At 64.4% G+C, this 23,955-nt stretch carries 23 protein-coding genes; 6 read left to right on the forward strand and 17 right to left on the reverse strand.

The window, feature by feature from the left end:
• Positions 1-12 precede the first annotated feature (12 nt).
• Positions 13-636, reverse strand: coding sequence for a TIGR03085 family metal-binding protein (locus CHB96_RS01735; protein WP_089242816.1), 624 nt, complete (start codon positions 634-636; stop codon positions 13-15).
• A 62-nt stretch (positions 637-698) separates the two neighbouring features.
• Between CHB96_RS01735 and CHB96_RS01740 the strand changes: the two genes are divergently transcribed.
• The gene (locus CHB96_RS01740; RefSeq protein ID WP_089242817.1) at positions 699-1,478 is read left to right on the forward strand and encodes a sulfite exporter TauE/SafE family protein; all 780 of its coding nucleotides are present in this window, start codon (positions 699-701) and stop codon (positions 1,476-1,478) included.
• A 51-nt stretch (positions 1,479-1,529) separates the two neighbouring features.
• Here CHB96_RS01740 and CHB96_RS01745 read toward each other — a convergent pair whose 3' ends face one another.
• From CHB96_RS01745 to thyX, 3 genes are read right to left on the reverse strand one after another with little or no spacing between them, the layout of a single operon-like run.
• Positions 1,530-3,374 carry a ribonuclease J gene (locus CHB96_RS01745; protein WP_089242818.1) on the reverse strand — a complete coding sequence of 615 codons (1,845 nt, stop codon included), beginning with the start codon at positions 3,372-3,374 and terminating at the stop codon, positions 1,530-1,532.
• A complete protein-coding gene (gene dapA / locus CHB96_RS01750) occupies positions 3,371-4,279 on the reverse strand; it encodes a 4-hydroxy-tetrahydrodipicolinate synthase (RefSeq protein WP_089242819.1) in 909 nt (302 codons plus the stop codon). The genes CHB96_RS01745 and dapA overlap by 4 nt, the downstream gene beginning before the upstream one ends.
• A 39-nt stretch (positions 4,280-4,318) precedes the next feature.
• Positions 4,319-5,071, reverse strand: a complete 753-nt coding sequence (gene thyX / locus CHB96_RS01755) for an FAD-dependent thymidylate synthase (RefSeq protein WP_176444069.1) — start codon at positions 5,069-5,071, stop codon at positions 4,319-4,321.
• Positions 5,072-5,171: 100 nt separating this feature from the next.
• On the opposite strand from thyX, the gene CHB96_RS01760 reads away from it, so the two are divergent.
• Positions 5,172-5,636: a hypothetical protein gene (locus CHB96_RS01760; RefSeq protein ID WP_089242820.1), complete on the forward strand. Its 465-nt coding sequence runs from the start codon at positions 5,172-5,174 to the stop codon at positions 5,634-5,636.
• Positions 5,637-5,643: 7 nt separating this feature from the next.
• Here the strand turns inward: CHB96_RS01760 and zwf are convergent, their stop codons facing one another.
• From zwf to dapB, 6 genes are read right to left on the reverse strand one after another with little or no spacing between them, the layout of a single operon-like run.
• The gene (gene zwf, locus CHB96_RS01765; protein ID WP_089242821.1) at positions 5,644-7,086 is read right to left on the reverse strand and encodes a glucose-6-phosphate dehydrogenase; all 1,443 of its coding nucleotides are present in this window, start codon (positions 7,084-7,086) and stop codon (positions 5,644-5,646) included.
• Between the two features lie 13 nt (positions 7,087-7,099).
• Entirely contained in the window at positions 7,100-8,320 is a 1,221-nt protein-coding gene (locus tag CHB96_RS01770) for a winged helix-turn-helix domain-containing protein (RefSeq protein ID WP_089242822.1), read from the reverse strand.
• A 34-nt stretch (positions 8,321-8,354) separates the two neighbouring features.
• Complete coding sequence (locus tag CHB96_RS01775) at positions 8,355-9,266, reverse strand: alpha/beta hydrolase (RefSeq protein WP_089243064.1); 912 nt, start codon at positions 9,264-9,266, stop codon at positions 8,355-8,357.
• Between the two features lie 11 nt (positions 9,267-9,277).
• Positions 9,278-9,727 (reverse strand): flavodoxin family protein, encoded by a 450-nt coding sequence (locus tag CHB96_RS01780; RefSeq protein WP_089242823.1) that lies wholly within the window; start codon positions 9,725-9,727, stop codon positions 9,278-9,280.
• Entirely contained in the window at positions 9,724-10,191 is a 468-nt protein-coding gene (locus CHB96_RS01785; RefSeq protein ID WP_089242824.1) for a tetratricopeptide repeat protein, read from the reverse strand. Before CHB96_RS01785 ends, CHB96_RS01780 begins: the two co-directional genes overlap by 4 nt.
• A gap of 5 nt (positions 10,192-10,196) precedes the next feature.
• Positions 10,197-10,955 carry a 4-hydroxy-tetrahydrodipicolinate reductase gene (gene dapB / locus CHB96_RS01790; protein WP_089242825.1) on the reverse strand — a complete coding sequence of 253 codons (759 nt, stop codon included), beginning with the start codon at positions 10,953-10,955 and terminating at the stop codon, positions 10,197-10,199.
• A 175-nt stretch (positions 10,956-11,130) separates the two neighbouring features.
• Between dapB and CHB96_RS01795 the strand changes: the two genes are divergently transcribed.
• Genes CHB96_RS01795 through CHB96_RS01805 form a run of 3 tightly spaced genes read left to right on the forward strand, consistent with a single transcriptional unit; the run spans position 11,131 to position 13,186 of the window.
• The gene (locus tag CHB96_RS01795) at positions 11,131-12,036 is read left to right on the forward strand and encodes a TIGR04222 domain-containing membrane protein (protein WP_089242826.1); all 906 of its coding nucleotides are present in this window, start codon (positions 11,131-11,133) and stop codon (positions 12,034-12,036) included.
• Positions 12,033-12,860, forward strand: coding sequence for an MbnB/TglH/ChrH family RiPP precursor modification enzyme (locus CHB96_RS01800; protein WP_089242827.1), 828 nt, complete (start codon positions 12,033-12,035; stop codon positions 12,858-12,860). Before CHB96_RS01795 ends, CHB96_RS01800 begins: the two co-directional genes overlap by 4 nt.
• Positions 12,857-13,186 (forward strand): SCO6045 C-terminal-like domain-containing protein, encoded by a 330-nt coding sequence (locus tag CHB96_RS01805; protein ID WP_089243065.1) that lies wholly within the window; start codon positions 12,857-12,859, stop codon positions 13,184-13,186. The genes CHB96_RS01800 and CHB96_RS01805 overlap by 4 nt, the downstream gene beginning before the upstream one ends.
• Here the strand turns inward: CHB96_RS01805 and CHB96_RS30490 are convergent.
• Positions 13,158-13,274 (reverse strand): MFS transporter small subunit, encoded by a 117-nt coding sequence (locus CHB96_RS30490; protein WP_442978049.1) that lies wholly within the window; start codon positions 13,272-13,274, stop codon positions 13,158-13,160. The two genes, CHB96_RS01805 and CHB96_RS30490, sit on opposite strands and share 29 nt — an antisense overlap.
• Positions 13,271-14,605 (reverse strand): OFA family MFS transporter, encoded by a 1,335-nt coding sequence (locus CHB96_RS01810; RefSeq protein ID WP_089242828.1) that lies wholly within the window; start codon positions 14,603-14,605, stop codon positions 13,271-13,273. Before CHB96_RS01810 ends, CHB96_RS30490 begins: the two co-directional genes overlap by 4 nt.
• Before the next feature lie 113 nt (positions 14,606-14,718).
• On the opposite strand from CHB96_RS01810, the gene CHB96_RS01815 reads away from it, so the two are divergent.
• A complete protein-coding gene (locus tag CHB96_RS01815) occupies positions 14,719-15,510 on the forward strand; it encodes an ABC transporter ATP-binding protein (RefSeq protein WP_089242829.1) in 792 nt (263 codons plus the stop codon).
• Here CHB96_RS01815 and CHB96_RS01820 read toward each other — a convergent pair.
• The 5 genes from CHB96_RS01820 to CHB96_RS01840 form a co-directional block, all read right to left on the reverse strand.
• Positions 15,507-16,610 carry an alcohol dehydrogenase catalytic domain-containing protein gene (locus CHB96_RS01820; RefSeq protein WP_089243066.1) on the reverse strand — a complete coding sequence of 368 codons (1,104 nt, stop codon included), beginning with the start codon at positions 16,608-16,610 and terminating at the stop codon, positions 15,507-15,509. The two genes, CHB96_RS01815 and CHB96_RS01820, sit on opposite strands and share 4 nt — an antisense overlap.
• 69 nt (positions 16,611-16,679) lie before the next feature.
• Complete coding sequence (locus tag CHB96_RS01825) at positions 16,680-19,358, reverse strand: MGH1-like glycoside hydrolase domain-containing protein (protein ID WP_089243067.1); 2,679 nt, start codon at positions 19,356-19,358, stop codon at positions 16,680-16,682.
• Between the two features lie 23 nt (positions 19,359-19,381).
• A complete protein-coding gene (locus tag CHB96_RS01830; protein ID WP_089242830.1) occupies positions 19,382-20,887 on the reverse strand; it encodes a putative nucleotidyltransferase substrate binding domain-containing protein in 1,506 nt (501 codons plus the stop codon).
• On the reverse strand, positions 20,871-22,424 hold the full coding sequence (locus tag CHB96_RS01835) for a GMC family oxidoreductase (protein ID WP_089242831.1): 1,554 nt from the start codon (positions 22,422-22,424) through the stop codon (positions 20,871-20,873). Before CHB96_RS01835 ends, CHB96_RS01830 begins: the two co-directional genes overlap by 17 nt.
• Positions 22,421-23,941: an APC family permease gene (locus tag CHB96_RS01840; RefSeq protein WP_089242832.1), complete on the reverse strand. Its 1,521-nt coding sequence runs from the start codon at positions 23,939-23,941 to the stop codon at positions 22,421-22,423. The genes CHB96_RS01835 and CHB96_RS01840 overlap by 4 nt, the downstream gene beginning before the upstream one ends.
• Positions 23,942-23,955: the final 14 nt, after the last annotated feature.

Consider the following 23,955-nt stretch of genomic DNA (forward strand, 5'->3'; position numbering starts at 1 on the left):
CGAGTAACAATTCTAGAAGCTGCGATCGAGGTTCTGTACTGCCTGCACGTCGGCGTCGTCACCGTCGGCATCCAGAACCACCTCGGACCGTCCGAACGCGTGCAGCAGCAGTTCCGACGGCGTCCCCGTCAACACCACCGAGCGACCGCGCCCCGTGGTGACGGCGGCGGACCGACCGTCGGTGGTGCGGAGTGTCACGCCGACACCTGCTCCGCGGTACGCCAGCCGTCCGATCATCGACGCCGTCGACCACAACTTGCTCTCCATGGCCGCCGACAGCACGCGCTGATCCCAGCCGGGCACGGCGCGTCGTAGATCCTCGTGATGCACGAACATCTCACCGACGTTGATCACCGGGTCCAGGATCTTGAACGGCGACCAGATCGGCGGACCCGAGGCGATGGCGTCGACCAGCTCGGTGAACGGCCTCTGGGCGACACGATTCTGGACCTGTTCGGTGTAGCCGGCCAAAAACGGCAACAGAATCCCTGGTGCGGCATCGAGACGTCGTTCCCTGACGACGAGGTGCGACGCCAGATCCCGGGCCGTCCAGTCACCGCACAACGTAGGCGCGGACTCCCCCACCGCAGAGAGAGTCGAGACGAGGTCGGCGCGTTCACGCTGTGCGAGGCTCACATCGAACCACCGTACGTGCCCCGTCGACGACGCGCCCCCGCGCGAGCCGTAATCTCGGGTCGGTGCCGATCTCCGAAATTCTGATCATTCTCGTTGCTGGATTCGGTGCCGGAGCGATCAACGCGGTCGTCGGTTCCGGAACGCTGATCACCTTCCCCACCCTCGTAGCCTTCGGATATCCGCCTGTCGTGGCGACGATGTCGAACGCCGTCGGACTCGTGGCGGGAGGCGTATCCGGCACGTGGGGTTACCGTCGAGAACTTCGCGGACAGTGGGATCGGCTGCGGTGGCAGATTCCAGCGTCCTTCTTCGGCGCTCTACTGGGCGCGTGGTTGCTGTTGCACCTCCCCGAGACCGTGTTCGCGGCAGTCGTTCCCGTGCTGCTGATCGGGGCGCTGATCTTGGTCGTCACGCAGCCGCGCATTCAGAAGTGGGCGCGGGGACGGTCGGAAGCCGCGGGCAAGGCCGCCGACCACGTCGGACGAGGGCATCTGGTGATGCTCACCATCGGCACGTTTCTCGTGGGCATCTACGGCGGGTATTTCACTGCGGCACAAGGCATTCTGCTCATCGGCGTGATGGGCGCTCTGCTGCCGGAGTCGATTCAGCGGATGAACGCCGCCAAGAATCTGTTGTCTCTCATCGTGAACATCGTCGCGGCCGTCGCCTATACGATCGTGGCGTTCGATCGAATCAGTTGGGCCGCAGCCGGATTGATCGCTGTCGGCTCGCTCGTCGGTGGATCGATCGGCGCACGATACGGACGACGCCTGTCCCCCACCGCACTTCGCGCGACCATCGTCGCTCTCGGCATCATCGGCCTCTGGCGACTGTTGGCCTGACGGCCGAGCGCGTGCGTAGTCGGCACGGACACCGACTACGCACGCGGCGTGCTACTTCTTTCCGACTTCCATGACCGTGGGAACGATCATCGGCTTGCGGCGGTACTTCTCGGCCACCCACCGGCCGACGACGCGTCGTACCGCTTGCGCGATGCGGTGCGTGTCGGTGACGCCGTCCGATGCCAGGCGTTGCAATTCGGCCTCGACGAGCTGGCCGGCTTCCTTCAATGCCGCCGGGTCGTCGGAGAAACCGCGTCCGGAGACCTCAGGAGCCGTGACGGCGCGCCCGGTGGTCGAGTCGACGGCGACGGTGATCGCGATGAATCCGCCTTCACCGAGGACGAGGCGGTCCGACAGCGTCGAGTCGCCGACGTCACCGACGGACAGGCCGTCGACGTAGACGTGACCGACGGGCACCTGACCGACGATGCGTGCGAGGCCGTCGACCATGTCGACGACGACGCCGTCCTCGGCGAGCACGACACGGTCCTCGGCGACGCCGGTCGCTTTCGCGAGTGCAGCGTTGGCGCGCAGGTGACGCCACTCGCCATGCACGGGCATGGCGTTGGTCGGACGAACCGCGTTGTACAGGTAGAGCAATTCGCCTGCCGACGCGTGACCCGACACGTGCACCTTGGCATTCTGCTGCGTCACGACGGTCGCGCCGCGTTTGGCGAGCCCGTTGACGACGGCGAACACCGAGTTCTCGTTGCCCGGAATGAGCGACGACGCGAGCACGACGAGATCGTTGGCCTTGACGTTGATCTGGCGGTGCTCGCCGCGTGCCATGCGGGACAGTGCCGAGAGGGGCTCGCCCTGGGATCCGGTGGATATGAGTACGAGCCGGTCGTCCGGGAGCGTCGCCGCGGTGTCGACGTTGACCTCGAGACCGTCGGGAACGCGGAGGTATCCGAGATCCTGAGCGATCTGCATGTTGCGCACCATCGACCGACCGACGAACGCAATGCGACGGTTGTACCGCTCGGCAACGTCGATGACCTGCTGGATACGGTGAACGTGGCTGGCGAACGACGCGACGATGACGCGCTGCTTGGCCTTGCCGATGACGGTGTCGAGCACACCGCCGATTTCACGCTCGGGGGTGACGAATCCCGGGACCTCGGCGTTGGTGGAGTCCACCAGGAACAGGTCGACGCCCTCGTCGCCGAGGCGAGAGAAGCCCGCGAGGTCGGTCAGCCTGCCGTCGAGCGGGAGCTGATCGAGCTTGATGTCTCCGGTGTGCAGCGCCAGACCGGCATCGGTGCGAATCGCGATCGCGAGCGCATCCGGGATCGAGTGGTTGACGGCGAAGTATTCACACTCGAACGGCCCGTGGGTCGTCTTCTGCCCTTCGGTGACCTCGATGAGATTCGGCCGCAGCCGGTGCTCACGGCACTTGGCCGCGACGAGCGCCAACGTGAACTTCGAGCCGACGACGGGAACGTCGGGACGGAGACGGAGAAGAAACGGCACAGCGCCGATGTGGTCCTCGTGTCCGTGCGTCAGGACGACGGCTTCGACGTCGGCCATGCGATTTTCGATGTGCCGGAAGTCCGGAAGAATCAGGTCGACGCCGGGCTGCTGGTCCTCGGGAAACAGCACGCCGCAGTCGACGATCAGGAGCTTGCCCTGATGCTCGAACACGGTCATGTTGCGGCCGATTTCGCCGATGCCGCCGAGCGCGACGATACGAAGCCCCTTGAACGGCGCCTTCGGTGGCGTGCCCAGTCGATCGGTCGGGTCTACTTCGCGTCGGGTGTCGGGGCGCTGTGTCCGAGCCGAATTCTGCACGACGGGTCGTGACTGCTGGGCCGGCCGCGACTGCTGTGCGGGACGTTCGGAGGGCGGTCCTGCGCTTCGGGTAGCGCGGCCGCGTGATCGGGGTGGTCTGCTCATACAAGTACTCCTGCTGCTCGCAGATCTGCTGCGAGCAATTCGATGTGTTCGATGCTCGGTGGCACCTGGGGAAGTCGTGGTTCGCCGACGTCGAGTCCGATGAGGCGCAGTCCGGCTTTGGCTGCGCTGACGCCGCCGAGGCGTGCGACGGACCTGATGACGGGAAGAAGGCTGACGTTGATCGCCTGCGCGCGAGCGATGTCGCCCATCATGAATGCCGTGTGCAGTTCACGTAGGCGCGCGGGAACGAGGTGTCCGATGACGCTGACGAATCCGGTGGCACCTACCGACAGCCACGGGAGGTTCAGTGGATCGTCGCCGGAGAAGAACTGCAATCCGGTCGACGCGATCAGTTCCGCACCTGCGTTGAGATCGCCCTTGGCATCCTTCACCGCGAGGATGCGTGGGTGGTCTGCGAGACGACGCAGAGTCTCCGTCTCGATGGGAACGACGGAGCGCGGAGGAATGTCGTACAGCATCACCGGCAGATCGGTAGCGTCGGCTACCGCGGTGAAGTGAGCATAGATGCCGGATTGCGGTGGGCGTGAGTAGTACGGAGTGACGACGAGCAGGCCGTGGGCTCCCGCGCGCGCGGCGTCCCGTGCCAACTCGACACTGTGTGCGGTGTCGTTGCTGCCTGCACCGGCGATGATCCGAGCGCGATGTCCGACGGCGGCGATGACCGCGCGCATGAGGTCGAGCTTCTCGTTCTCGGTGGTTGTCGGCGATTCGCCGGTGGTTCCGGCGAGCACCAGGCCGTCGTGGCCCTGCTCTACGAGGTGGTGAGCAAGACGCACGCCCGCGTCGATGTCCAGCTTTCCGTCGGCGGAGAACGGCGTCACCATTGCGGTGAGCACCGTGCCGAACGGAGGCTGGATGGGCGGGGCGGCATCACCGTATGTCATGGTCGGAAAGGTTACCCGGTGGTCTCGGCTGTTCCGCCTTCAGACCTCGGTGACGAACGGCGAGTGTGCCACTTCCGAACCGTCCGAAAGGGCGGAGATTTCGAAGTCGCCGAACACGTCGGGCGCAACCGCCACCAACTGGCGCAGGCACTCCACTGCGACGCGGCGGATTTCGACGTCGGCGTGCTCGGATGCGCGCATCGAGACGAAGTGACGCCACGCCCGATAGTTGCCTGTGACGACGACGCGGGTCTCGGTCGCGTTCGGCAGAACCGACCTCGCCGCCTGACGCGCCTGCTTGTTCCGTAGCGCGGCGCCGGTGACGCCTTCCAGCTTGCCCTCGAGCGCAGCGAGCAGCTCCGCGTACGCCGCCCGCGACGCGTCGGTCGCCGTGGTGAACAGCGCCTCGAGTTCCGGATCCCCCTCGATCGCCGGGGGCACGATGACGTTGGCGTCACGCTCGTTGACGAACCGCTGCGACAACTGCGAATACGAGAAGTGACGATGGCGGATCAGCTCGTGCGTGCACGAGCGTGAGATTCCGGTGATGTAGAAGCTGACGGACGCATGCTCGAGAACCGACAGATGCCCGACGTCGAGGAGATGCTGCAGGTACGACGCGTTGGTCGCGGTCCGTGGATTCGGCTTCGACCAGCTCTGATAGCAGGCGCGGCCGGCGAACTCGACGAGCGCTTGTCCCCCGTCGGCGTCGGTCTCCCACGGAATGTTCTCGGGTTGGACGAAATCGGTCTTCGCCACCAGTTGCACGTTCAGCGAAACCGTCTTCGACACCGCTTTCCTCCCGCTCGAGCTGCTCATGTTCGAGTCGAACACTAGCGGGACGTCCGAGTGACGCCTTGCGTGACGTCATAAATGACGTCACACTGGCGTCATGGAACTCGACTCGTACACCGCATCACTCCGCGCCGATCTACTCGCTGCCGCAGCACTGGGTGACGATCACACCAGGCGAACCGCCGATGCTCTCGGTGCCGCAGCACAGGCGTCGGCCAGGCTCATGCTGCTCCAGGCCCTCTCCGATTTCGCCGATGAGATCTCCTCCAAGGTCGACGGGCATTCGGTCCACCTGAGACTGTCCGGCAACGAGGCGATCGCCGACGTCACTCGTGACATCGAACCGGCCGACGCCGAAGCTCCGACAGTGGAACCCGAGGACTACCCGACGATGGAAGTCGTCACCGGGGAAATGCGCCGGGTCACTCTCCGCATGGTCGAGCACGTCAAGGAACGCGCCGAAGAGGCCGCGTCGATGAACGGGGTGTCGCTCAATTCGTGGCTGTCACAGGCAGTACAAGGCGCGCTGCGCGATCAGATGCGGAAGGAACGGCCGTACTGATCCGAGTTCAGCGTTTCTCACGCCACGCACGCTCGAACGGCAGCCGCCAGGCGTGCGGTGCGATCAGCTGGTGAATGGCATTGGGCCCCCACGATCCCGGAACGTACTGGCGAACGGGAGGCGGGTCAGCGAGTAGCGGTGCCGACACCTCCCACAGCCTCTCGATGCCTTCGGCCGTCGTGAACAGCGTGTGGTCGCCGTGCATGGCGTCGAGGATCAGGCGCTCGTACGCCTCGAGAACGTCTGCCGCGCGCTCGGTCTCACCGATCGCGAACTGCATGCTCAACTTGTCCAGTCTCATGCCTGGTCCGGGCCGCTTGCCGTAGAACGACAACGACACTTTTGACGCATCGGCAAGATCGAACGTCAGGTGATCGGGCCCCTGGGCGCCCACACCCGAACCCGTCGGAAACATGCTCTTCGGCGGTTCCCTGAACGCGATCGAGATGATGCGTTGCCCCTCGGCCAGCTTCTTGCCGGTCCGCAGATAGAACGGCACTCCGGCCCATCGCCAGTTGTCGATCTCGCACTGCAATGCCACGAACGTGTCGGTCTCCGAATCGGGTGCCACTCCAGGTTCGGAACGGTAGCCGTTGTACTGCCCTCGGACGACCTTGCGCGGATCGAGGGGAACCATCGAGCGGAAGACCTTGTTCTTCTCTTCGCCGATGGCCCCGGGTTCCAGCGCGGTCGGCGGCTCCATCGCCATGAATGCGAGTATCTGGAAGAGGTGCGTCACCACCATGTCCTTGAACGCGCCGGTCGACTCGTAGAAATTGGCGCGCCCGTCCAGCGACAGCGACTCGGGAACGTCGATCTGAACGTGGTCGATGAAGTTCCGATTCCAGATCGGTTCGAACAGACCGTTCGCGAACCGGAACGCAAGGATGTTCTGCGCCGGCTCCTTGCCGAGGAAGTGGTCGATGCGAAAGATCTGCTCTTCGTCGAACGTCTCGTGCACCGTGGCGTTGAGTGCGATGGCACTCTCGAGGTCGGTCCCGAACGGCTTCTCCATGATGATGCGGGAGCGCTTGACCAGGTCGGCGGCACCGAGCATCTCGACGACGGCCAGTGCAGCCTTGGGCGGGACGCTCAGATAGTGCAGTCGACGGGCATCCGGTCCGAGTTCGATCTCGGCACGCGCCACGGCCTCCGCGAGCGCGGCGGGGCCCGCTTTCTGCGAGACGTAGCTGAGCTTGCCCGCGAACTGACGCCACTGTTCTTCGGTCACCTTGCGGGTGGAGAATTCGTCGATGGCTTCGAGTGCCATCTGCCGGAACTCGTCGCTCGTCATCTCCTCCAGCGACGTCCCGACGACGCGTATGCGTGGCGCGAGATCCGACAGTGCGAGATGCATCATGCCGGACAACAGCTTTCGCTTCGCCAGATCTCCTGTGGCTCCGAACAGTACGACGACCTGAGGTGGCAGCTCGCTCGACGGGGCAGTCATGGCAGAAATGGTGTCACAGGATCGCTGTCAGTGCCGGGATGAGATCGCCCCGTTCGCCGACGACGACCGTCTCCAGTTCGAGCCAGTCGGCCATCTCCCGCAGAACAGGCTTCAGGCGGTCCGCGATGACAGACGCGGTGCGGTCTCCTTCGACGAATGCGCCGAGAACCTGAAGCTCGGACCGGGCTCGGTCCCCCTTCAGGTCGATACGCGCGACGAGCTCCCCGTCCACCAGGAACGGGAAGACGTAATAGCCGTGAATGCGCTTGTGCTGAGGGGTGTAGATCTCGATGCGGTAATGGAAGTCGAAGATTCGTTCCACACGGGGACGAAAGAAGATCATCGGATCGAAGGGGCACAACAGAGCAGAGCCCTTGGCGGAGCGAGGAATTCGCGCATCGACGTGAAGGTAGGCAGGCGCGCCCCACCCTTTCACCGCGACAGGTTCCAGCACACCGTCCTCGACCAGATCCGCGATCGCAGCTTTGCTCTGCTTCTGCGAAAGCCGGTAGTAGTCACGGAGATCCGGCTCTGTCCCGATACCCAGAGCAACAGCAGAATTCGTCACCAGTTCCCGCACGGCATCGGCCTCGTCGACTGTGCGCGCGAGAATGTCGGCCGGAACGACACGCTCGGTCAGATCGTAATGCCGAACGAAACCGGCGCGCGTTGCCACGGACACGACGCCTGCGGCGAACAACTGCTCGCACACGACCTTGACGTCACTGCGATCCCACCACGGCCCCTTGCGTCCCGGCCGCTCGACCTCGAGTTCACGTTCGACCTCGCCTGCACTCGACGGCCCGTTGGCGGTGATGACGTCGAGAACGTCCTGTGCCAGGGACGGATTTCGCTCGAGAACGGTCTTGGCGCCACCCCAGCGGCCGTGCTGGTACAGCTCGGTGCGCCAGCGCATCAGCGGCCAATCCTCGACGGGTATCAGCGCGGCCTCGTGCGCCCAGTACTCGACGAGCTTGCGCGGACTGCGGGTGGTATCCGACCACGCAGCCCTGTCGACCACAGTTCGGTCGTACTTCCCGACGCGGCTGAACAGCGGTGCGTAGTGTGCGCGCACGAGTACGGACACCGAGTCGATCTGAAGGAGCCGGTTCCTCTCGATGACCTTGTGCACCGCACGCGCCGATGCACCACGCTCTGTCACCGGATGGGGCGACGCCAACCCTTGGGCGGCCAGAGCCGTCCGCCTCGCCATCGCTGCACTCATCTCGCGCATGGAGTCCACCTTGCCACGGGGGTCCGACATATCTCTAAGGCGTCCACCCGTGCTTCCGCGCGACCCCCTCCATCGTCGCAACCAGTCGAGACACACCAGGCTCCTCGATCGGAAAATGCCCGCAGCCCTCGAGCATCACGAGAGACGTCGGACCGGCAATTCGGTTCAGGAACCGAACACTGACCTCCGGCGGCGTCCACCGGTCCTCCGCTGGATGCACGAGTGTCACCTCGGGCCCGTCATACCCCTCGGGTCGAACGTGCTCGTACGACATGAAGCTCGACAGGAACCCGAGTGGTACCGATACGCCTCCGCCGAGCGGATCCGTCGCGCACAGACGCGACAGTTCCGGGTTCGCGCTCATGTTGTCGATGTCCATCAACCATCGAACCGGTACGCGAACACGACCACCTATCGCGGCACCGACTTTCAGAAGCTGTGGCGCAGGTCTACCCAAGAATCCGAATCGGGCTGCCGCCGAACGCGCTTCGGGGTCGGATGGATCGAGGAGACACGTCACGACTACGTCGGCGACCTCACCTGTTCGAGCAGCGACCTCGTAGGCGAGCATCCCACCCATGCTTGCGCCGAACATCACCAGCGGACGCGAGTCCTGTTGCCGCTCAGCAACAACGAGATCGCACAACATCTCGATCCAGTGCTCGTATCGAACGTCACCAGGCTCCGAGACGACCGTCGTGCCGTACAGCGGCATGTCGGGGAACAACACATCGGCGCCACGCGACGCGGCCAGCGCCGCATACGGCCACAGCGCCCCGGAATGCCCGCCGGCTCCGTGAATCGCAATCACTCGAAGTGGAGCGTCGTCGTTTCGAGCCCGCGCGATACGGATATCGTTCCCTCGCCAGTGCCACATCGTCGACGTCGGCGCGAAGTCGACCCGATACTCCGCTGGCAGAAACTTCGCATAACGGTCGGCCGTCATGCGAGGTGACACTAGCCCATCAGCGTTGCCGCGAGGGTCCCTCCGAGCTCGTAGCAGGCCTCGCGTGCAGCCTTGTCGACCTTCGTGACTTCGAGTACCTCGGCCGCTTGTTCGAGCCCCCAGCCGCTCGCGATCTTCCCGACAGCGGACACCGCCCCGGCGGTGTCGTTGTTGCCGTGCACCCACAGTCCGAACGGGCGCCCGGCGACCGCGTCGAGGCAGGGATAGTAGGTGGTGTCGAAGAAGTGCTTGAGCGCGCCCGACATGTACCCGAAGTTCGCCGATGTCCCGAACAGATACCCGTCGGCCTCCAGAACGTCCGGAACTGTCGCGCCCAACGCAGGGACACTCCGTACCGTCACACCCTCGATGTCGGGATCCGCTGCGCCCGCCAACACTGCCTCCAGCAGTTCACGTGTCGACGGAGACGGTGTGTGATGGACGACGAGCAGCGTGGTCATCGCGACGCAGAGTCCTCGCGTTCGAGCGCGACGGCCCGCTTCATCGTCTCGCGCGCACGGCCACGGTCACCTGCGTAGTCGTACGCCCTCGCGAGGCGGTAGGAGTTGCGCCAGTTGTCGGGGTCCTTCTCCCACTCCCCCTTGATCTGCTGGAACAGCTCGTCGGCGGCCTCGCGCGAAATGCGTCCCGACGGCATCCGCGGCATCTCGGACACGTCGAGCTCGAGATTCTCCTCCCGAATCCTGGAGGCCAGGTGCTGGTGTTCGAACCCGGCTTTCAGTGTCGCCCAGACGATCCACAGTCCGATGATCGGCAGGAGAATCACGCCGACGCCGAGACCGATGTTGACCGCTCCACCGGTCTGGATCAGTGAAAAGCCGCGGCGCCCGAGCAGGTAGAAGTAGAAGCCCAGAATGGCCACCATCACGGCGATGGTGAGAAGGACCTTGGTCGCCTTGTTCATCGCGGTTACAGATCCAGGAACGGATCGAGCCCGACGGTCAGTCCGGGGCGACCGGCTATCTCGCGCACACCGAGCAGAACACCGGGTGCAAACGAGGTGCGGTCGAGCGAGTCGTGACGGATGGTGAGCGTCTCGCCGAGAGTTCCCAGCAGAACCTCTTGGTGCGCGACGAGCCCGGCAAGGCGAATCGAGTGGACACGCACTCCGTCGACCTCGGCTCCGCGGGCGCCGTCGAACTCGGCCGTCGTCGCATCGGGGCTCTTCGCGACCCCGGCCTTCTCCCGTGCCTTGGCAATCAGCTCGGCGGTTCGGTACGCGGTTCCCGACGGCGCGTCGGCCTTGTTCGGGTGATGCAGTTCGATGACCTCGACCGAGTCGAAGAACCGTGCGGCCTGCTCGGCGAAGCGCATGGTCAGCACGGCGCCGATGGCGAAGTTCGGGGCGATCAGCACTCCTGTCTCGGGAGAGGTCTCGAGCCAGGACCGGACGGTGGCCAATCGGTCGTCGTCGAATCCGGTGGTTCCGACTACCGCGTGAATGTTGTTCTCGATCAGGAACTTCAGGTTGTCCATGACGACGTCGGGGTGAGTGAAGTCGACGACGACATCGGTCGATGCATCGGTGAACGTCGACAGCGGGTCGCCTTGGTCGACGGTGGCAACGAGCTCGAGGCCTGCAGCCTCGTCGACGGCAGCGCAGATCGCCTGCCCCACCTTGCCGCGGGCTCCGAGAACGCCGACCCGGATAGGTGTTTGTGCACTCACGACTGCTCCACTCTCTTTCTGCCGCTGACGGCGGTACCCACCGAGCCTACTGACTCCAGTGAATTCCCAGTACGCCGGTAACGGATCGGTGACGAACGGTTTCTCGGTATGGCTTTTGCCGGCTGCGCCCCGATACTGACATCAGTTGCCGGGCAACGACGTTGGGAGGCATGGCATGAGTATCGAATCCTCGACCGCGACGTGGGGTATCGACGGACCCACCTTTCTGCGCTGGTACATCGCGCTGGCGATCGCCGCCGTCGCGGTTCCCGCGCTCGCAACGTGGGCAACCCGCGCGAACAGCACGGTCGCACGCGCTCTGCCACGTCCGTTGACGCCCCCGGAAGCAGGCGCGCTCATCAGTGACCGGGCCGCACTGCACGCGTCGTTGGCCATCCTGCGCACTGCGGGGGTTCTGAAGCCGGGCGGCAGCAGAGCCCGCGCACTCACCGCGGAGGAACGAACCCGAATCGATTGGTTCACCCGAGCCGTCCTGGAGCGAATCGGGTCGGGCATGCGCCCGCCGAACGGACGACGCCTGATGGCGTCGCTGACGGTCGTGTTCGCCCAGCTGCGGAGTCCACTCGTCGACATGGGCTACCTGACGGGGCCACGTGCACGGGCCGCGGCTTCGCTGCGGACCATGTGTGTCACCGTCGTCGTCGCGGTTGGTGTGGTCAGAATCTTCGCAGGGCTGTCGGGCGGTAAACCAGTCCTGTTTCTGGTTTTCGCAGTCCTCGTGCTGGCGGCAACGATTCCTCTTGTTCGACGCGCGCCTCGGCTGACCGCTACAGGGCGCGCCGAAGTGCGGCGATTGACCGCCGACAACGCATATCTGGCGCCTCGAATGCGTCCCTCGTTCACGACGTACGGGCCCTCCAAAGCCGGAATGTCGGCAGCTCTGTTCGGAGGTGCAGCGCTGCTGTGGGTCGATCCCGCACTGGCGGGCGCCATGATCAGCGGGTCCGGGTCGTTCGGATCCTCGGACAGCGGCGGCTTCGACGGCAGTGGATCGTCGAGCAGCTGCGGCAGTAGCGGTAGCAGCAGCAGTTGTGGCGGCGGCGGAGGGTGCGGCGGATGAACGGGCTGCACGGAATCGGTATCGGGTGGCGCCCCGAGATCGCCGGCGTCATCGCAGACCTGCACGGTCTCGCATTCTGCGAAGTGATCGCCGAGTCGATAGGCAGCAGTGTGCCGGACCCACTGTCCGCTCTCGGAGTTCCTGTGGTGCCGCACGGAGTTTCGCTCTCGCTCGGCAGCGACGAACGCGTCGACAGCGCACGGGTGCAACATCTGTCCACCACCGCAACGCTTCTCGACGCGCCACTCGTCAGCGAGCACATCGCGTTCGTGCGATCCGGAGGCATCGAAGCCGGACACTTGTTGCCGATGCCTCGGACGTTCGAGGCTGTCGATGCGCTCGCCCGAAACATCTCGATCACTCAGGCAGAATTGCCGGTGCCGCTGGCCGTGGAAAACATTGCGTCCCTGTTCGATTGGCCGGAGGACGAACTCACCGAGGGCGAATTCCTCGCCGAGTTGATCGACCGGACCGGGGTCACGCTCGTGCTGGATATCGCGAACGTCTACGCCAACGCGTTGAATCGACGAACGGATCCGCTGACCGAACTACGACGACTCCCCCTGGGACACATCGCGTACTGCCACGTTGCAGGCGGCAGCGTTCGGGACGGCATGTACCACGACACGCACACCGACCCTGTGCCCGACCACATCCTGGCACTCCTCGAGTACCTCGCCGATTCCGGACTGTGCCCGCCCGTCATGCTCGAACGCGATGGTAATTTTCCGCCCGCCGCAGAGATCCTCGCCGAGCTCGACGCCATCGCGCACGCCATGACACTGCCGTCGATCGTCTCGAACACATGGAGGTCTCGGTCGTGACGAGCCTCGCCCGACGGCAGGAGGAATTGGTGCGCGCGCTGGTCGCCGGTGGGCCCGTGCCCGCAGGGTTCGACGAACACGCCGTCGAGGTCGCGACGTCGGCTCTGCTCCGAAAGCGCACTGCTGCCGTAGCCCGACGCCTACCTGTCGAGTCGACGCTTCTGGGTGACCGTTTCGGCGCCCTGTTCGCAGAATGGGCATCGTCGCACCCCAGAGACGGTGAGTCGGACGATGCGAGGCGATTCGTCGAACACCTCTACGACACCGCCGAACTCACCCGTCCGCGTCGATGGCGTCTCAGCCTCCGAAAAGGTTCTTGGCCTTGAGCATCAGTTCGTACAACCCGTAGGCGAACGGAACCGCAACCCAGATCCAGGCTCCGATCATGATCGTTCGTTGTCGTGTCTCGTTCATCGAGCGGTCTCCGTTTCGTGGAACTTCGCGTTCACGGGCTTGATCAACTCGTTGGCGACGAAGCCAGCGGCGAGCAGACCGATCATGATGTAGAAGGCCGGAAGGTATCTGCCCGTCGAGCCCGGATCGCCCGCGTCGGCGATCGCATTGACGATCAGTGGACCGAGGACACCTGCCACCGACCAGGCCGTCAACAGACGACCGTGAATCGCACCGACCTGATAGGTACCGAACATGTCTTTCAGGTACGCGGGCATCGTCGCGAACCCTGCGCCGTAGAACGACAGAATGAGCAGCGCCGAGATCAAGAACAGCACTTTGTTCGAATTCGTGAACAGGGCGATGTACAGATACAGCAACGCGCCGACGCCCAGATACAGGCGATAGATGTTCTTGCGCCCCACCAGGTCCGAGACGGACGACCACACGAATCTGCCGATCATGTTCGTCAGCGACAGAAATGCCACGAACCCCGCAGCCGCGGCTGCCAACGATTCGGGTGATGTGGCGTCGGGAAAGAAGTCCTGGTAGATCCCCGACGCCCGTTCGAGAATTCCGATACCTGCAGTCACGTTGAAGCACAACACGATCCACAACAGCCAGAACTGCGGCGTCTTGACGGCATTGGCGGCGGAGACGTTGTGCGTCGACACGAGCGGCGACGACGCGTCGGGATTCCATCCCTTGGGCTTCCAGTCGTCGGAGGGGACGCGGATGAGTACGACGCCGAGCGCCATGAAGATCGCGTACCCGATGGCGAGCACGAAGAAGGTCTTCGCGATGGATGTCTCGGTGAAACCGCCGAAGCCCGAGAGTAATTGCGTCGTGAGCGGCGAGGCGATCAACGCGCCGCCGCCGAAGCCCATGATCGCGATGCCGGTGGCCATGCCGGGTCGATCCGGGAACCATTTGATGAGCGTCGAGACCGGCGAGATGTAGCCGATACCGAGACCGATTCCGCCGACGAACCCGTAACCGAAGATGACGAGCCAGAACTGGCCGAGGCTCATTCCCAACGCGGACAACAACAGTCCGCTGACGAAGAACACGAGCGAGACCGCCATGGCCCACCGTGGGCCGTTCTTTTCGACGCGGGTGCCGAAGATCGCCGCCGACAGACCGAGCATCACGATCGCGAGCTGGAACGGGATTGCCGTGACGGTTCCGCTGAGGTCCGACGCGGTCGGAGCAGAGATCGCGCTCTTGAACACACTCCACGCGTACGCCGAGCCGATGGCCAGATGAATCGCCAGCGCAGCCGGGGGGATCAACCACCGGTTCCACTCCGGCGTCGCGACAACTCGCGCGCGTTCGAGAATCGGCAACGTCATGCATACCCCTAGCTCGTGGTTTCTCGATACTGTGTCCGGTTCTTTGCTGAGTCAAACATCACACCGGCGGGGCTCGTGCACGGGGGTCACCGCCGCGGCGATACCGTCGTCCGGTGACGCGCGAATCAACACCGGTCCTGCAGGCAGACCACGTCGATCTGGTGCGCGGTGGGCGCTACCTGCTGCGCGATGCGTCGGTGCGCGTCGAGCACGGAGAACACTGGGTCCTGCTCGGAGCGAACGGCGCAGGCAAAAGCACACTGCTCAGTCTGCTCGGCGCATTCGTGCACCCCACGCACGGAAGCGTGCATGTTCTCGGCCACCGACTCGGACGAGTGGACATGCGCGAACTTCGCACGCACATCGGCCATGTCGACCCCCGCCTACGCGTCGAACCGTCGTTGACGCTGTTCCAGACGGTGTTGACGGGCATGACCAACACACCGGATCTGATTCCACGCTGGTCACCCACCGACGAACAGGTCACGCGGGCGCACTCGTTGATCGACGCACTCGGCGCCACGCACCGCAGCGACTCGCCGTGGTACACGCTGTCCCAGGGTGAGCGCGGCCGCGCGCTCATTGCCCGCGCATTGCTTCCGGACCCGGCGCTGCTCTTGCTCGACGAACCGGCCACCGGTCTGGATCTGGCTGCGCGAGAACAACTTCTGACGGCGTTGGACGGCTTGCGCGCCGAGCACCCGACGTTGTCCAGCATACTCGTCACACACCACCTCGAGGAGATCCCGTCGTCGACGTCGCACGCGGTCCTGCTGCGCGACGGCCGAATCATGGCCGACGGCCACGTCGACGACGTTCTCACCACCGACAACATCAGCGAGTGCTTCGATCACCCCATCGAGATCGCGCGCCGCAACGGACGATGGGTCGCCACCTCCCGCTAGAAGGTGATGACCTGGCGGATGGCGTTGCCGTCGGCCAATTCGTCCATCCCGCGGTTGATGTCGTCGAGCGAGATGCGTGAACTGATGAGCTTCTCGACGGGAAGTCTTCCCTCACGCCACATCTGCGCGTACTTAGGAATGTCCCGAGCAGGTACGGCCGATCCGAGGTAGCTACCGACGATCGTGCGCGCTTCGGCGACGAGGCCGAGAGGTGAGATCGACGAGCGGGCGTCGGGAGCCGGGAGGCCGACGGTGACCGTCGTGCCGCCGGGTGCGGTCGCCGCGACTGCCGCCTCGAAAGCACGCGCATTGCCTGCCGCCTCGATGACGACGTCGGCCTTGATGTTCTGCTCTTCGCGTTCGGCAGGCGAATATGTCTGTGTCGCACCGAGTTCGCGTGCAGTGGCCAGCTTGTCCGGAACTCCGTCGACGCCGATGACCTGACCCGCGCCGACGGACACGGCCGTCAGAATCGACGCCATCCCGACGCCTCCGAGCCCGATCACCATCACCGACTGCCCTGGCTTCGGACGTCCCGCGTTGAGCACCGCACCGCCGCCCGTGAGGACCGCGCAGCCGAGAACGGCGGCGATGTCCGCCGGGATGTCGTCGTCGACGGCGACGACGGACTTGCGGCTCACGACCGCGTACGACGCGAAACCCGAGACCCCGAGGTGGTGCTTCACCTCGCTGCCGTCGCGGCTCAGTCGATTACTGCCGTCGAGCAGTGTCCCTGCGTTGTTGGCGGCGCTGCCTGGGATGCACGGCATCTGACCGTCGGTGAGGCAGCCCGAGCACTCGCCGCATCGCGGAAGGAACGTCATCACGACGCGCGTGCCGACGGGCAGGTCGTCGACGCCGTCGCCGACCGCCTCCACTCGCCCGGCTGCTTCGTGGCCGAGGAGCATCGGCACGGGACGCACGCGGTTGCCGTCGACCACCGACAGATCCGAATGGCACAGTCCCGCAGCCTCGATCCGCACGAGCAGCTCGCCCTCGCCGGGTGGCGCGAGTTCGAGCTCGGAGATCGAGATCGGCCGGGACTCGGCGAAGGGTCGAGAGCGTCCGATTTCTTCGAGTACTGCGCCGCGGATCTTCATGCCCTCCACTCTATGTGCATTGAAGTACATAGCCCTCTATGTATTTTCGTGCACGTGGGGCGAAGCCCCCTACAAGGGGAGGCGGGGGCGCAACAGATGCGCGACGAGCCCGGTCCACCCGGTCTGATGGGACGCGCCGAGCCCCTCACCGGTGTCGCCGTCGAAGTACTCGTTGAACGTCGGGTGCACGTTCCACAGCGGATCGTCGCTCGATTCGATGCGCTTGCCGTCCGCGGGCCGTTTGCCGTTCACCGGCCGGAACAGCGATGCGAGTCCGTTGTCGATCAGGTCCGCCGCCTCCGTCAGTGTGCGGTGATTCCCCGAGCCTGTCGGGATCTCGATCGTGAACGAGTCGCCGTAATGCCGTCCGTACGCCCGCAGCTTGTCCGCCAACAGCACGTTGACGGGAAACCAGATCGGTCCGCGCCAGTTCGAGTTGCCGCCGAACATTCCGGTGCGCGACTCCCCCGGCTCGTACTCGATCGAGAGGTGTCGACCATCGATATCGTACGACACCCCGTCACGGTACGACGCGGACAACGATCGAATCCCGTACTGCGACAAGAACTCCTCGGAGTCGAACATGCGCGCCAGCACACGCTTCAGTCGTTCCGGTTCGACGAGCGAGAGCAACACTCGCACCTCGTCGCCGTCCTTGCGGGCGAGCAGCGGACTCACCATTTCCGGTCGACGCCGTTGCACCCACCGCAACCGAGCGGTCAGATCCGGCAACTCCTTCTCGACCCACGACGGAATTTCCGTTGCGCCCAGGATCGGAAGCAGCCCGACCATCGACCGCACACGCATCGGCGTCGCATCGCCCTCGGGTGGCACCAGGACGTCGTAGAAGAACCCGTCCTCTTCGTGCCACAGCGAAATGTGCTGTGAACCGAAGGATTTCACTGCTCGGGCGATCGACAGAAAGTGCGCGAAGAACTTGGTCGCGACGTCGTCCCATGCGCTGTCGTGACGTGCGAGTTCCAGCGCGATCTTGAACATCTGCTGGCAGTAGAAGGCCATCCAACTCGTCGCGTCGGACTGTTCGAGCCGGAAGCCGGGAGGCAACGGAGCCGATCGATTGAACAGACCGATGTTGTCCATTCCGAGGAATCCGCCCTCGAAGATGTTGGAGCCCTCGGAGTCCTTGCGATTCACCCACCATGCGAAGTTGAGCAGCAACTTCGTGAACACTCGGATCAGGAATTCCCGATCCCGGTAGCCGTCGATCCGGTACACGTGCCACGCCGCCCAAGCATGGACCGGCGGATTGACGTCGCCGAACTCCCACTCGTACGCCGGCAGTTGGCCATTGGGGTGCATCGACCATTCCCGGCACATGAGCACGAGCTGCTCCTTGGCGAAGTCGGGATCGACGTGCGCCAGCGGGATGGTGTGAAATGCCAGGTCCCACGCGGCGAACCACGGGTACTCCCACTCGTCGGGCATCGAGATGACGTCGGCCAGAGCCAAATGCTGCCAGTGCGTGTTCCTGGCCGTGGATCCGCGCCGCGCGTCCGGGGACGGCTCACCCACCTTGTCGCCCTCGATCCACTGTTCGACGTCGTAGCGGTACAGCTGCTTGGTCCACAGCAGACCCGCATATGCCCGACGCGCAACATGCCGGTCGGCATCGTCCAGTTCGGGCCCGATGACAGCCCGGTAGAACTCGTCGGCGTCGGCGCGACGGTCTGCGACGACGGCATCGAATCCGCGTCCGAACGTCTGCTCGTCGGGCACAGCCGTCGACAGTCGCAGTTTCACCTCGCGAGTCTCACCCGGCTCGACGTCGTCGAGGCTGAACCAGAACGCGGACTTGGTTCCGGTCTGTGCAGGATTGACCGCGCTCTCGTCCCCGTCGACGACGCGTCGGCCGATGCCGTCCTTGCTGTACGCGCTCGTGTTCTCCTGGCCCCACAGCGCTGCAGCATTGGTTTCGTTGTCGCAGAAGAGAACCCGAGGTCGACCCTCGGCTGCGAGGTAGTACTTTCCGAGGAATCCGTGATGCGCTTCGATCACGCGCAGCGCGCCCGACTGCAGCTCCGACGGGTCGACTTCGGCGAGTGTTCCGCCCCTGTCGTCGCGCCCCCACGCCCACGTGTTGCGCAGCCACAAGTGCGGCAACAGGTCGACGGACGCCGATTCTGGTCCGTGGTTGGTGACCGAGAGGACGACGCAGATGTCGTCGGGCGACGCCTTGGCGTAGGTCACCTGAACGTCGAAGAAGCGGTTGTCGTCGAGAATCCCGGTGTCGGCCAGTTCGTATTCACGATCGTCCCGACCGAGCCGTGCGTTCTCCTCACGCAGGTGCGTGTACGGGTACTCGTCGTGCGGGTAGCGGTACAGCCACTGCATCCAACTGTGCGTCGGGGTACCGTCGACGACCCACCAGTACTCCTTGGCGTCCTCTCCATGGTTGCCTTCACCATTGGTGAGTCCGAACAACCGTTCCTTAAGGATCGGGTCCTTGCGATTCCACAACGCGAACGAGAAGTTCAGGAAACCGAATCGGTCGCTGATTCCGCCGAGCCCGTCCTCACCCCACCGATAGGCGCGGGCATGTGATTGATCGAACGGGAACGATTGCCACGCATCGCCATCGGCCGAATAGTCCTCACGAACGGTGCCCCACTGTCGCCCGGACAGATACGGGCCCCATTGACGCCAGGGCCCACTCACCCCCGGAGATTCCGCGAGACGCGCATGCTCGACGGAGGACGGTGCGGAGGGAGTGTCAGCGGCGTCGTTCACCACCCCAGTCTGCTATTGCTCGATCACGAACGCACGCCGACATTCCCGGCGAGGTAGGCAACGCGGCGCTGAACAGCTGCGACTTCACGAACGCCGTCGCTGAGCAGACTGCGTTCGAGCGCGGACAGGTCGGCCATCACGACGACGTCTCCTGGCCGTGCCCCCGAGGCGATCTGTTCGACCTGATGGCCGAGTCGCAGCTTCTGCACCAGCTCGAACACCTCGGTGAGAGCATGCACGTCTCGGTCCGTCAGTATCCCGTTTCCCGACGCGGCCGCGAGCCTCGCCGGAGTGGATGCCGACGCGACTCCGACCGACAGTCCGCCCCACCTCGCAAGATTGACGATCGGAGTGATGGCATGAGCCTTGAGATCGAACGTCCGTCCCCGTCGGGCCAGCACGTCCCGCAGCGATCGCACACGCGCACGTCGGGCGATGGCGTCGCGCAACTGCAGGCGAAGGGCATCGGGATGCTCCTCGGCCAACCTCCGATACGCCTCGGGCACCGTGTGCAGATCGCGATTGCCCCACACCACCCGACCGTCGACGAGCAGAGACGACATGATCAGCCCGGAGTCGCCGACGGGACCGCGGTCTCCGAACGGATCGTCCAGCCAGTGCTCGGCGGCCGATCGCCACTGCGACGCCGACCGAGCGAAACGAGGCGAGCTCGCGACGGCACCGTTGGAGTCCGCCGGCAGTCCACACTCGGCGAGCGTCGCATGCACCTTCCGCGCCATGTCCATCAGGACCGAATCCCGTGTCCGGTCCGACGCCGGATCCGGAAGTGCGTCGGACCATGACAAGGCACTGTCGACGTCGGACGACGGCATCGCCTCACGCCGCGCCACGCTGCCGAGACTCAGCCAGGCGATGTCAGCCCGCGGCACGTCCGGGTCACTCGACCAGGCAAGTTCGAGCGCGCGACGCACGACGGCGTCGACGACGACGGACAAGATGGCGCTGACTGCGATGGCGTCGTTACCGCCTCGGAACAGATCCACCACCAGGTCGGGGATCCGCCGCGATGCGTCCGCCAGTTCGATCGTCGTCGATGCGTCGGCGATGGAACGTCGCACGACGACGCTACGACGTGTCGAGGCCGTCGGGCCGCCGAGACGCGCGGTGGCCGACGACACGGCGTCGGCGAGAAAAGCCAACCCTGCAGGCTTCGAGAACACCGAACGCATCAGCTTGCCCGGAAGTTGTACGACGACGCTCGGTTCGGTGGTGCGTGCGACGAATCCGAACGAAGCCCCGGACAGCATCGCGGAGAAACCGAACACTCCCCCGACGTCGATCGTATCGATGGGAACCGATGTCCCTGTTGCGTCGTCGGGATGCAGAATCACCACACGACCGGAACGGACGACCCAGACGGAGTCGACGTCGCGCATGTCGACATCCAGAATGGTTGCACCGGAGCGATACTCGACGACCTCGGCCATGTCGGCCAGCTGCTCGAGCTCACCCTGTGTCGCAGTGTGGAACGGCGGGAACCTACGGAGGAACTCAGCTGTGTCGTCCACGAATCAGGTCCGCGCACTTCTCCGCCATCGTCATGACGGTGATGTTGGGATTGACAGTCGGCAACTTCGGCATCGCCGACGCATCGACGACCCGCAAGTTCTGCACGCCCTTCACCCGCAGCTCCGGATCGAGCACGGCCATGGCGTCGTCGATACTGCCCATGCGCGCCGTGCCCGCAGGGTGATACACGGTGTTGTGTGTTCGGTGTACATAGTCGAGCAGATCGTCGTCGGTCACCGCATCCGGGCCCGGTGCAAGTTCGCGTTCGATCCACGCCGCCAACGGTTCTCGTGCCGCGATCTCGCGTGCCAGTTTCAACCCGGCGAGCATCACGGCGTCGTCGTGACCACCCGGATCGGTGAAATACCGCGGGTCGACTTTCGGTCGGTCACGGTAATCCCGGCTCCGCAGCCGGACGGTGCCTCGCGAGAGTCCCTGAGTTACGTTGGGCGTCAAACAGAACCCGTTGTCGGTCGTCGGATAGCCCCATCGGAGCGTATTCATGTCGAACGGAACGCTGCCGTAATGCATCATCAGATCCGGATAGTTCAGGTCGGGTGTCGTCGTGGCGAACAGTCCGATCTCCCACCATTGCGACGACGTCGTCACCATCGGCCGGGACGCCTCCCAGAACACCAGGCCCTCGACATGGTCGTCGAGGTTCTCCCCTACTCCCGGCGAGTCGACGCGCACCGGAATTCCCATGTCCCGCAAATGTTCCGCTGGCCCGATTCCGGACAGCATCAGCAGTTTCGGGGTGTCGATGGCGCCGGCGGTGACGACGACCTCACGCCGTGCAGTCACGGTGTCGTATCCCGTCAGATCCGGACGTTGGTACCGGACAGCGGTGGCGGTGAGTCCGTCGTCGATCAGGATTTCACTGATCCAACATCCGGTTCGCACATCGAGATTCGAGCGCGACCCGAGAATCGGATGAAGGTACGCATGCGAGGTGGACATTCGCTGTCCGTCCTCGCCCGCGTTGATCTGGAACCACCCTGCCCCGTTCAGTACCGATGGACCTCGATTGAACTGGACGGTCGGGAGCCCGACCTGCGCGGCGGACTCCAGAACTGCTGTGCCGCATGGGTCGTTCGGCGGGACGTCCCTGATTCGTACCGGCCCGTCGTGCCCACGGCCGGTGTCGTTGTTCTCGACGCGCGCGACGAGCGGCAGCACCTGTGAGGCGCCCCACCCGGTCGCACCCGCAGCGTCCCAGGCGTCGAGAGTCTCCGCGGGCGGATGAAATGCGATGCAGGAGTTGTGCGACGAGCATCCACCGAGCACTTTCGCGCGTGCATGCCGCATGAAACTGTTGCCTCGCTGCTGCGGCTCGACCGGGTAGTCCCAGTCGTACCCGGAATCGAGAAGGTGCATCCACTCGGACAGTTCGAGAATGTTGCGGTCGCCGACGTCCGACGGACCGGCTTCGACGAGACACACCGTCACGTCCGGGTCCTCGCTCAATCTCGCCGCCAGTACGCACCCTGCGGTGCCGCCGCCTGCGATGACGTAGTCGAACACGGTGTCCGTCACGCCGGACTCCTTTCCTCACCCGTCGATGCATGCGACTTCAACGTACCGATGTGGCGGCGACCTTTCAGGCCGTACCACGCAAGACCGAGCAGCAGAATGGCGCCGATGTAGACGAAAGCGCCCCACGTGTTGTACCAGGGACTTCCGTAGACCTCGGTTCTCGGCCACGCGAGATTCAATGCCATTCCGGCGCCCCACAACACGGCCACGATGTTGATCGGCAATCCCCATCGGCCCATCGTGAAATAGCCACCGGGCTTCAGATCCTTCGGTGGCCATTGTCCGGCAAGCCTTTTCGCGAGGAGCGGACCTGTCACCATCGAGTAGGCCAGATAGATCATGATGATCGCGATGGACGTGAGTACCGTGAATATCTGGGGCTGGCCGATGTTGATCACCAGAATCAGAATCGCAAGGATGCCGATCGTCACGGCAGGAACCACCGGGGTCTGAGTGCGGGGATGCACTTTCGCGAGCGATTCACCGAACGGCAGTGCATTGTCGCGTGCCATCGCGAACGTCAATCGAATTGCCGCAGTATGCACGGCGAGCGAGCACACGAACACCGCGATCACGATGCAGATCAGGAAGATCGTCCCGAGCGGCCCCCACATCACCGACTCGACGATGGACTGCAAACTGCCGTCGGGACTTCCCAGTGCCGGGTCGTCCAGATTCGGGGCAGCCAAGACCGCGAACACCAGGATCGCGCCGCCGATGACGAACGACGCGAGGATCGCTCTGAAGATCGCCTTCGGCGCGGTACGACGCGGCTCGACGGTCTCCTCCCCCAGCGACGACGCGGTGTCGAAGCCGTACATCACATACCCGGACGCCAGCGAGGCGACGAGGAAAGCAGCGAGAAAGCCTCCGCTCTCACCGGCGCCGTATCCGTTGGTCGAGAAGAACACTTGCGGACCGCGAGTGATGTTGGCCGCCAGAATGACTGCAATCAAGACCGCAGCAATGAGCTCGATGAACACTCCGGAACTGTTGATCATCGCCATCAGCCTGACTCCGAGTGCGTTGATCGTCGTCGTGATCGCGATCAATATCGCCCCGAGGAGCACGGCGTTGGTGGCGAAATCGTTCTCGCCGCTGCCGTCGCCGATGATCTGGAAACCACTCCATATCCGGGGCAGATTCAATTGCAGCGCCAGGACCACAGCGGACAGAGTGACGATCGACGCCGTGAGCATCAACCAGCCGGCCGACCACCCGACGATGCGACGACCCAGCAGTTTCGCCCAGTTGTAGACCGAGCCGGCCACGGGATACTTCGCCGCCAACTCCATGAAACACAGTGCGACGCACAACTGACCGAGAAATACCATCGGCCAGGACCACAGATATGCCGGTCCGGCTGTTCCGAAACCGAAATAGAACAGTTGGAACGTACCGGTCAGAATAGAGATGTAGCTGACGCCTGCCGCGAAGCTGGCGAATTTTCCCAAACTTCGATCCAGCGACTCCTTGTAGCCGAAGTCGTCCATTCCACTGTCGGAATTGTTCGTCATGGCTCGCACTGCCT

Source organism: Rhodococcoides kyotonense (assembly GCF_900188125.1).
Classification (GTDB): Bacteria; Actinomycetota; Actinomycetes; order Mycobacteriales; family Mycobacteriaceae; genus Rhodococcoides; species Rhodococcoides kyotonense.

Excerpts from the sequence above, each read along its gene's own strand:
- CHB96_RS01840 (WP_089242832.1), bottom strand. The coding sequence starts at position 23,941 with ATGACGAACAATTCCGACAGTGGAATGGACGACTTCGGCTACAAGGAG.
- zwf (WP_089242821.1), bottom strand. The coding sequence starts at position 7,086 with ATGACTGCCCCGTCGAGCGAGCTGCCACCTCAGGTCGTCGTACTGTTC.
- CHB96_RS01760 (WP_089242820.1), top strand. The coding sequence starts at position 5,172 with ATGGAACTCGACTCGTACACCGCATCACTCCGCGCCGATCTACTCGCT.
- CHB96_RS01810 (WP_089242828.1), bottom strand. The coding sequence starts at position 14,605 with ATGACGTTGCCGATTCTCGAACGCGCGCGAGTTGTCGCGACGCCGGAG.
- CHB96_RS01780 (WP_089242823.1), bottom strand. The coding sequence starts at position 9,727 with ATGACCACGCTGCTCGTCGTCCATCACACACCGTCTCCGTCGACACGT.
- CHB96_RS30490 (WP_442978049.1), bottom strand. The coding sequence starts at position 13,274 with ATGAACGAGACACGACAACGAACGATCATGATCGGAGCCTGGATCTGG.
- CHB96_RS01745 (WP_089242818.1), bottom strand. The coding sequence starts at position 3,374 with ATGAGCAGACCACCCCGATCACGCGGCCGCGCTACCCGAAGCGCAGGA.
- CHB96_RS01800 (WP_089242827.1), top strand. The coding sequence starts at position 12,033 with ATGAACGGGCTGCACGGAATCGGTATCGGGTGGCGCCCCGAGATCGCC.
- CHB96_RS01795 (WP_089242826.1), top strand. The coding sequence starts at position 11,131 with ATGAGTATCGAATCCTCGACCGCGACGTGGGGTATCGACGGACCCACC.
- CHB96_RS01775 (WP_089243064.1), bottom strand. The coding sequence starts at position 9,266 with ATGACGGCCGACCGTTATGCGAAGTTTCTGCCAGCGGAGTATCGGGTC.
- dapA (WP_089242819.1), bottom strand. The coding sequence starts at position 4,279 with ATGACATACGGTGATGCCGCCCCGCCCATCCAGCCTCCGTTCGGCACG.
- CHB96_RS01785 (WP_089242824.1), bottom strand. The coding sequence starts at position 10,191 with ATGAACAAGGCGACCAAGGTCCTTCTCACCATCGCCGTGATGGTGGCC.
- CHB96_RS01820 (WP_089243066.1), bottom strand. The coding sequence starts at position 16,610 with ATGAAGATCCGCGGCGCAGTACTCGAAGAAATCGGACGCTCTCGACCC.
- CHB96_RS01770 (WP_089242822.1), bottom strand. The coding sequence starts at position 8,320 with ATGCGCGAGATGAGTGCAGCGATGGCGAGGCGGACGGCTCTGGCCGCC.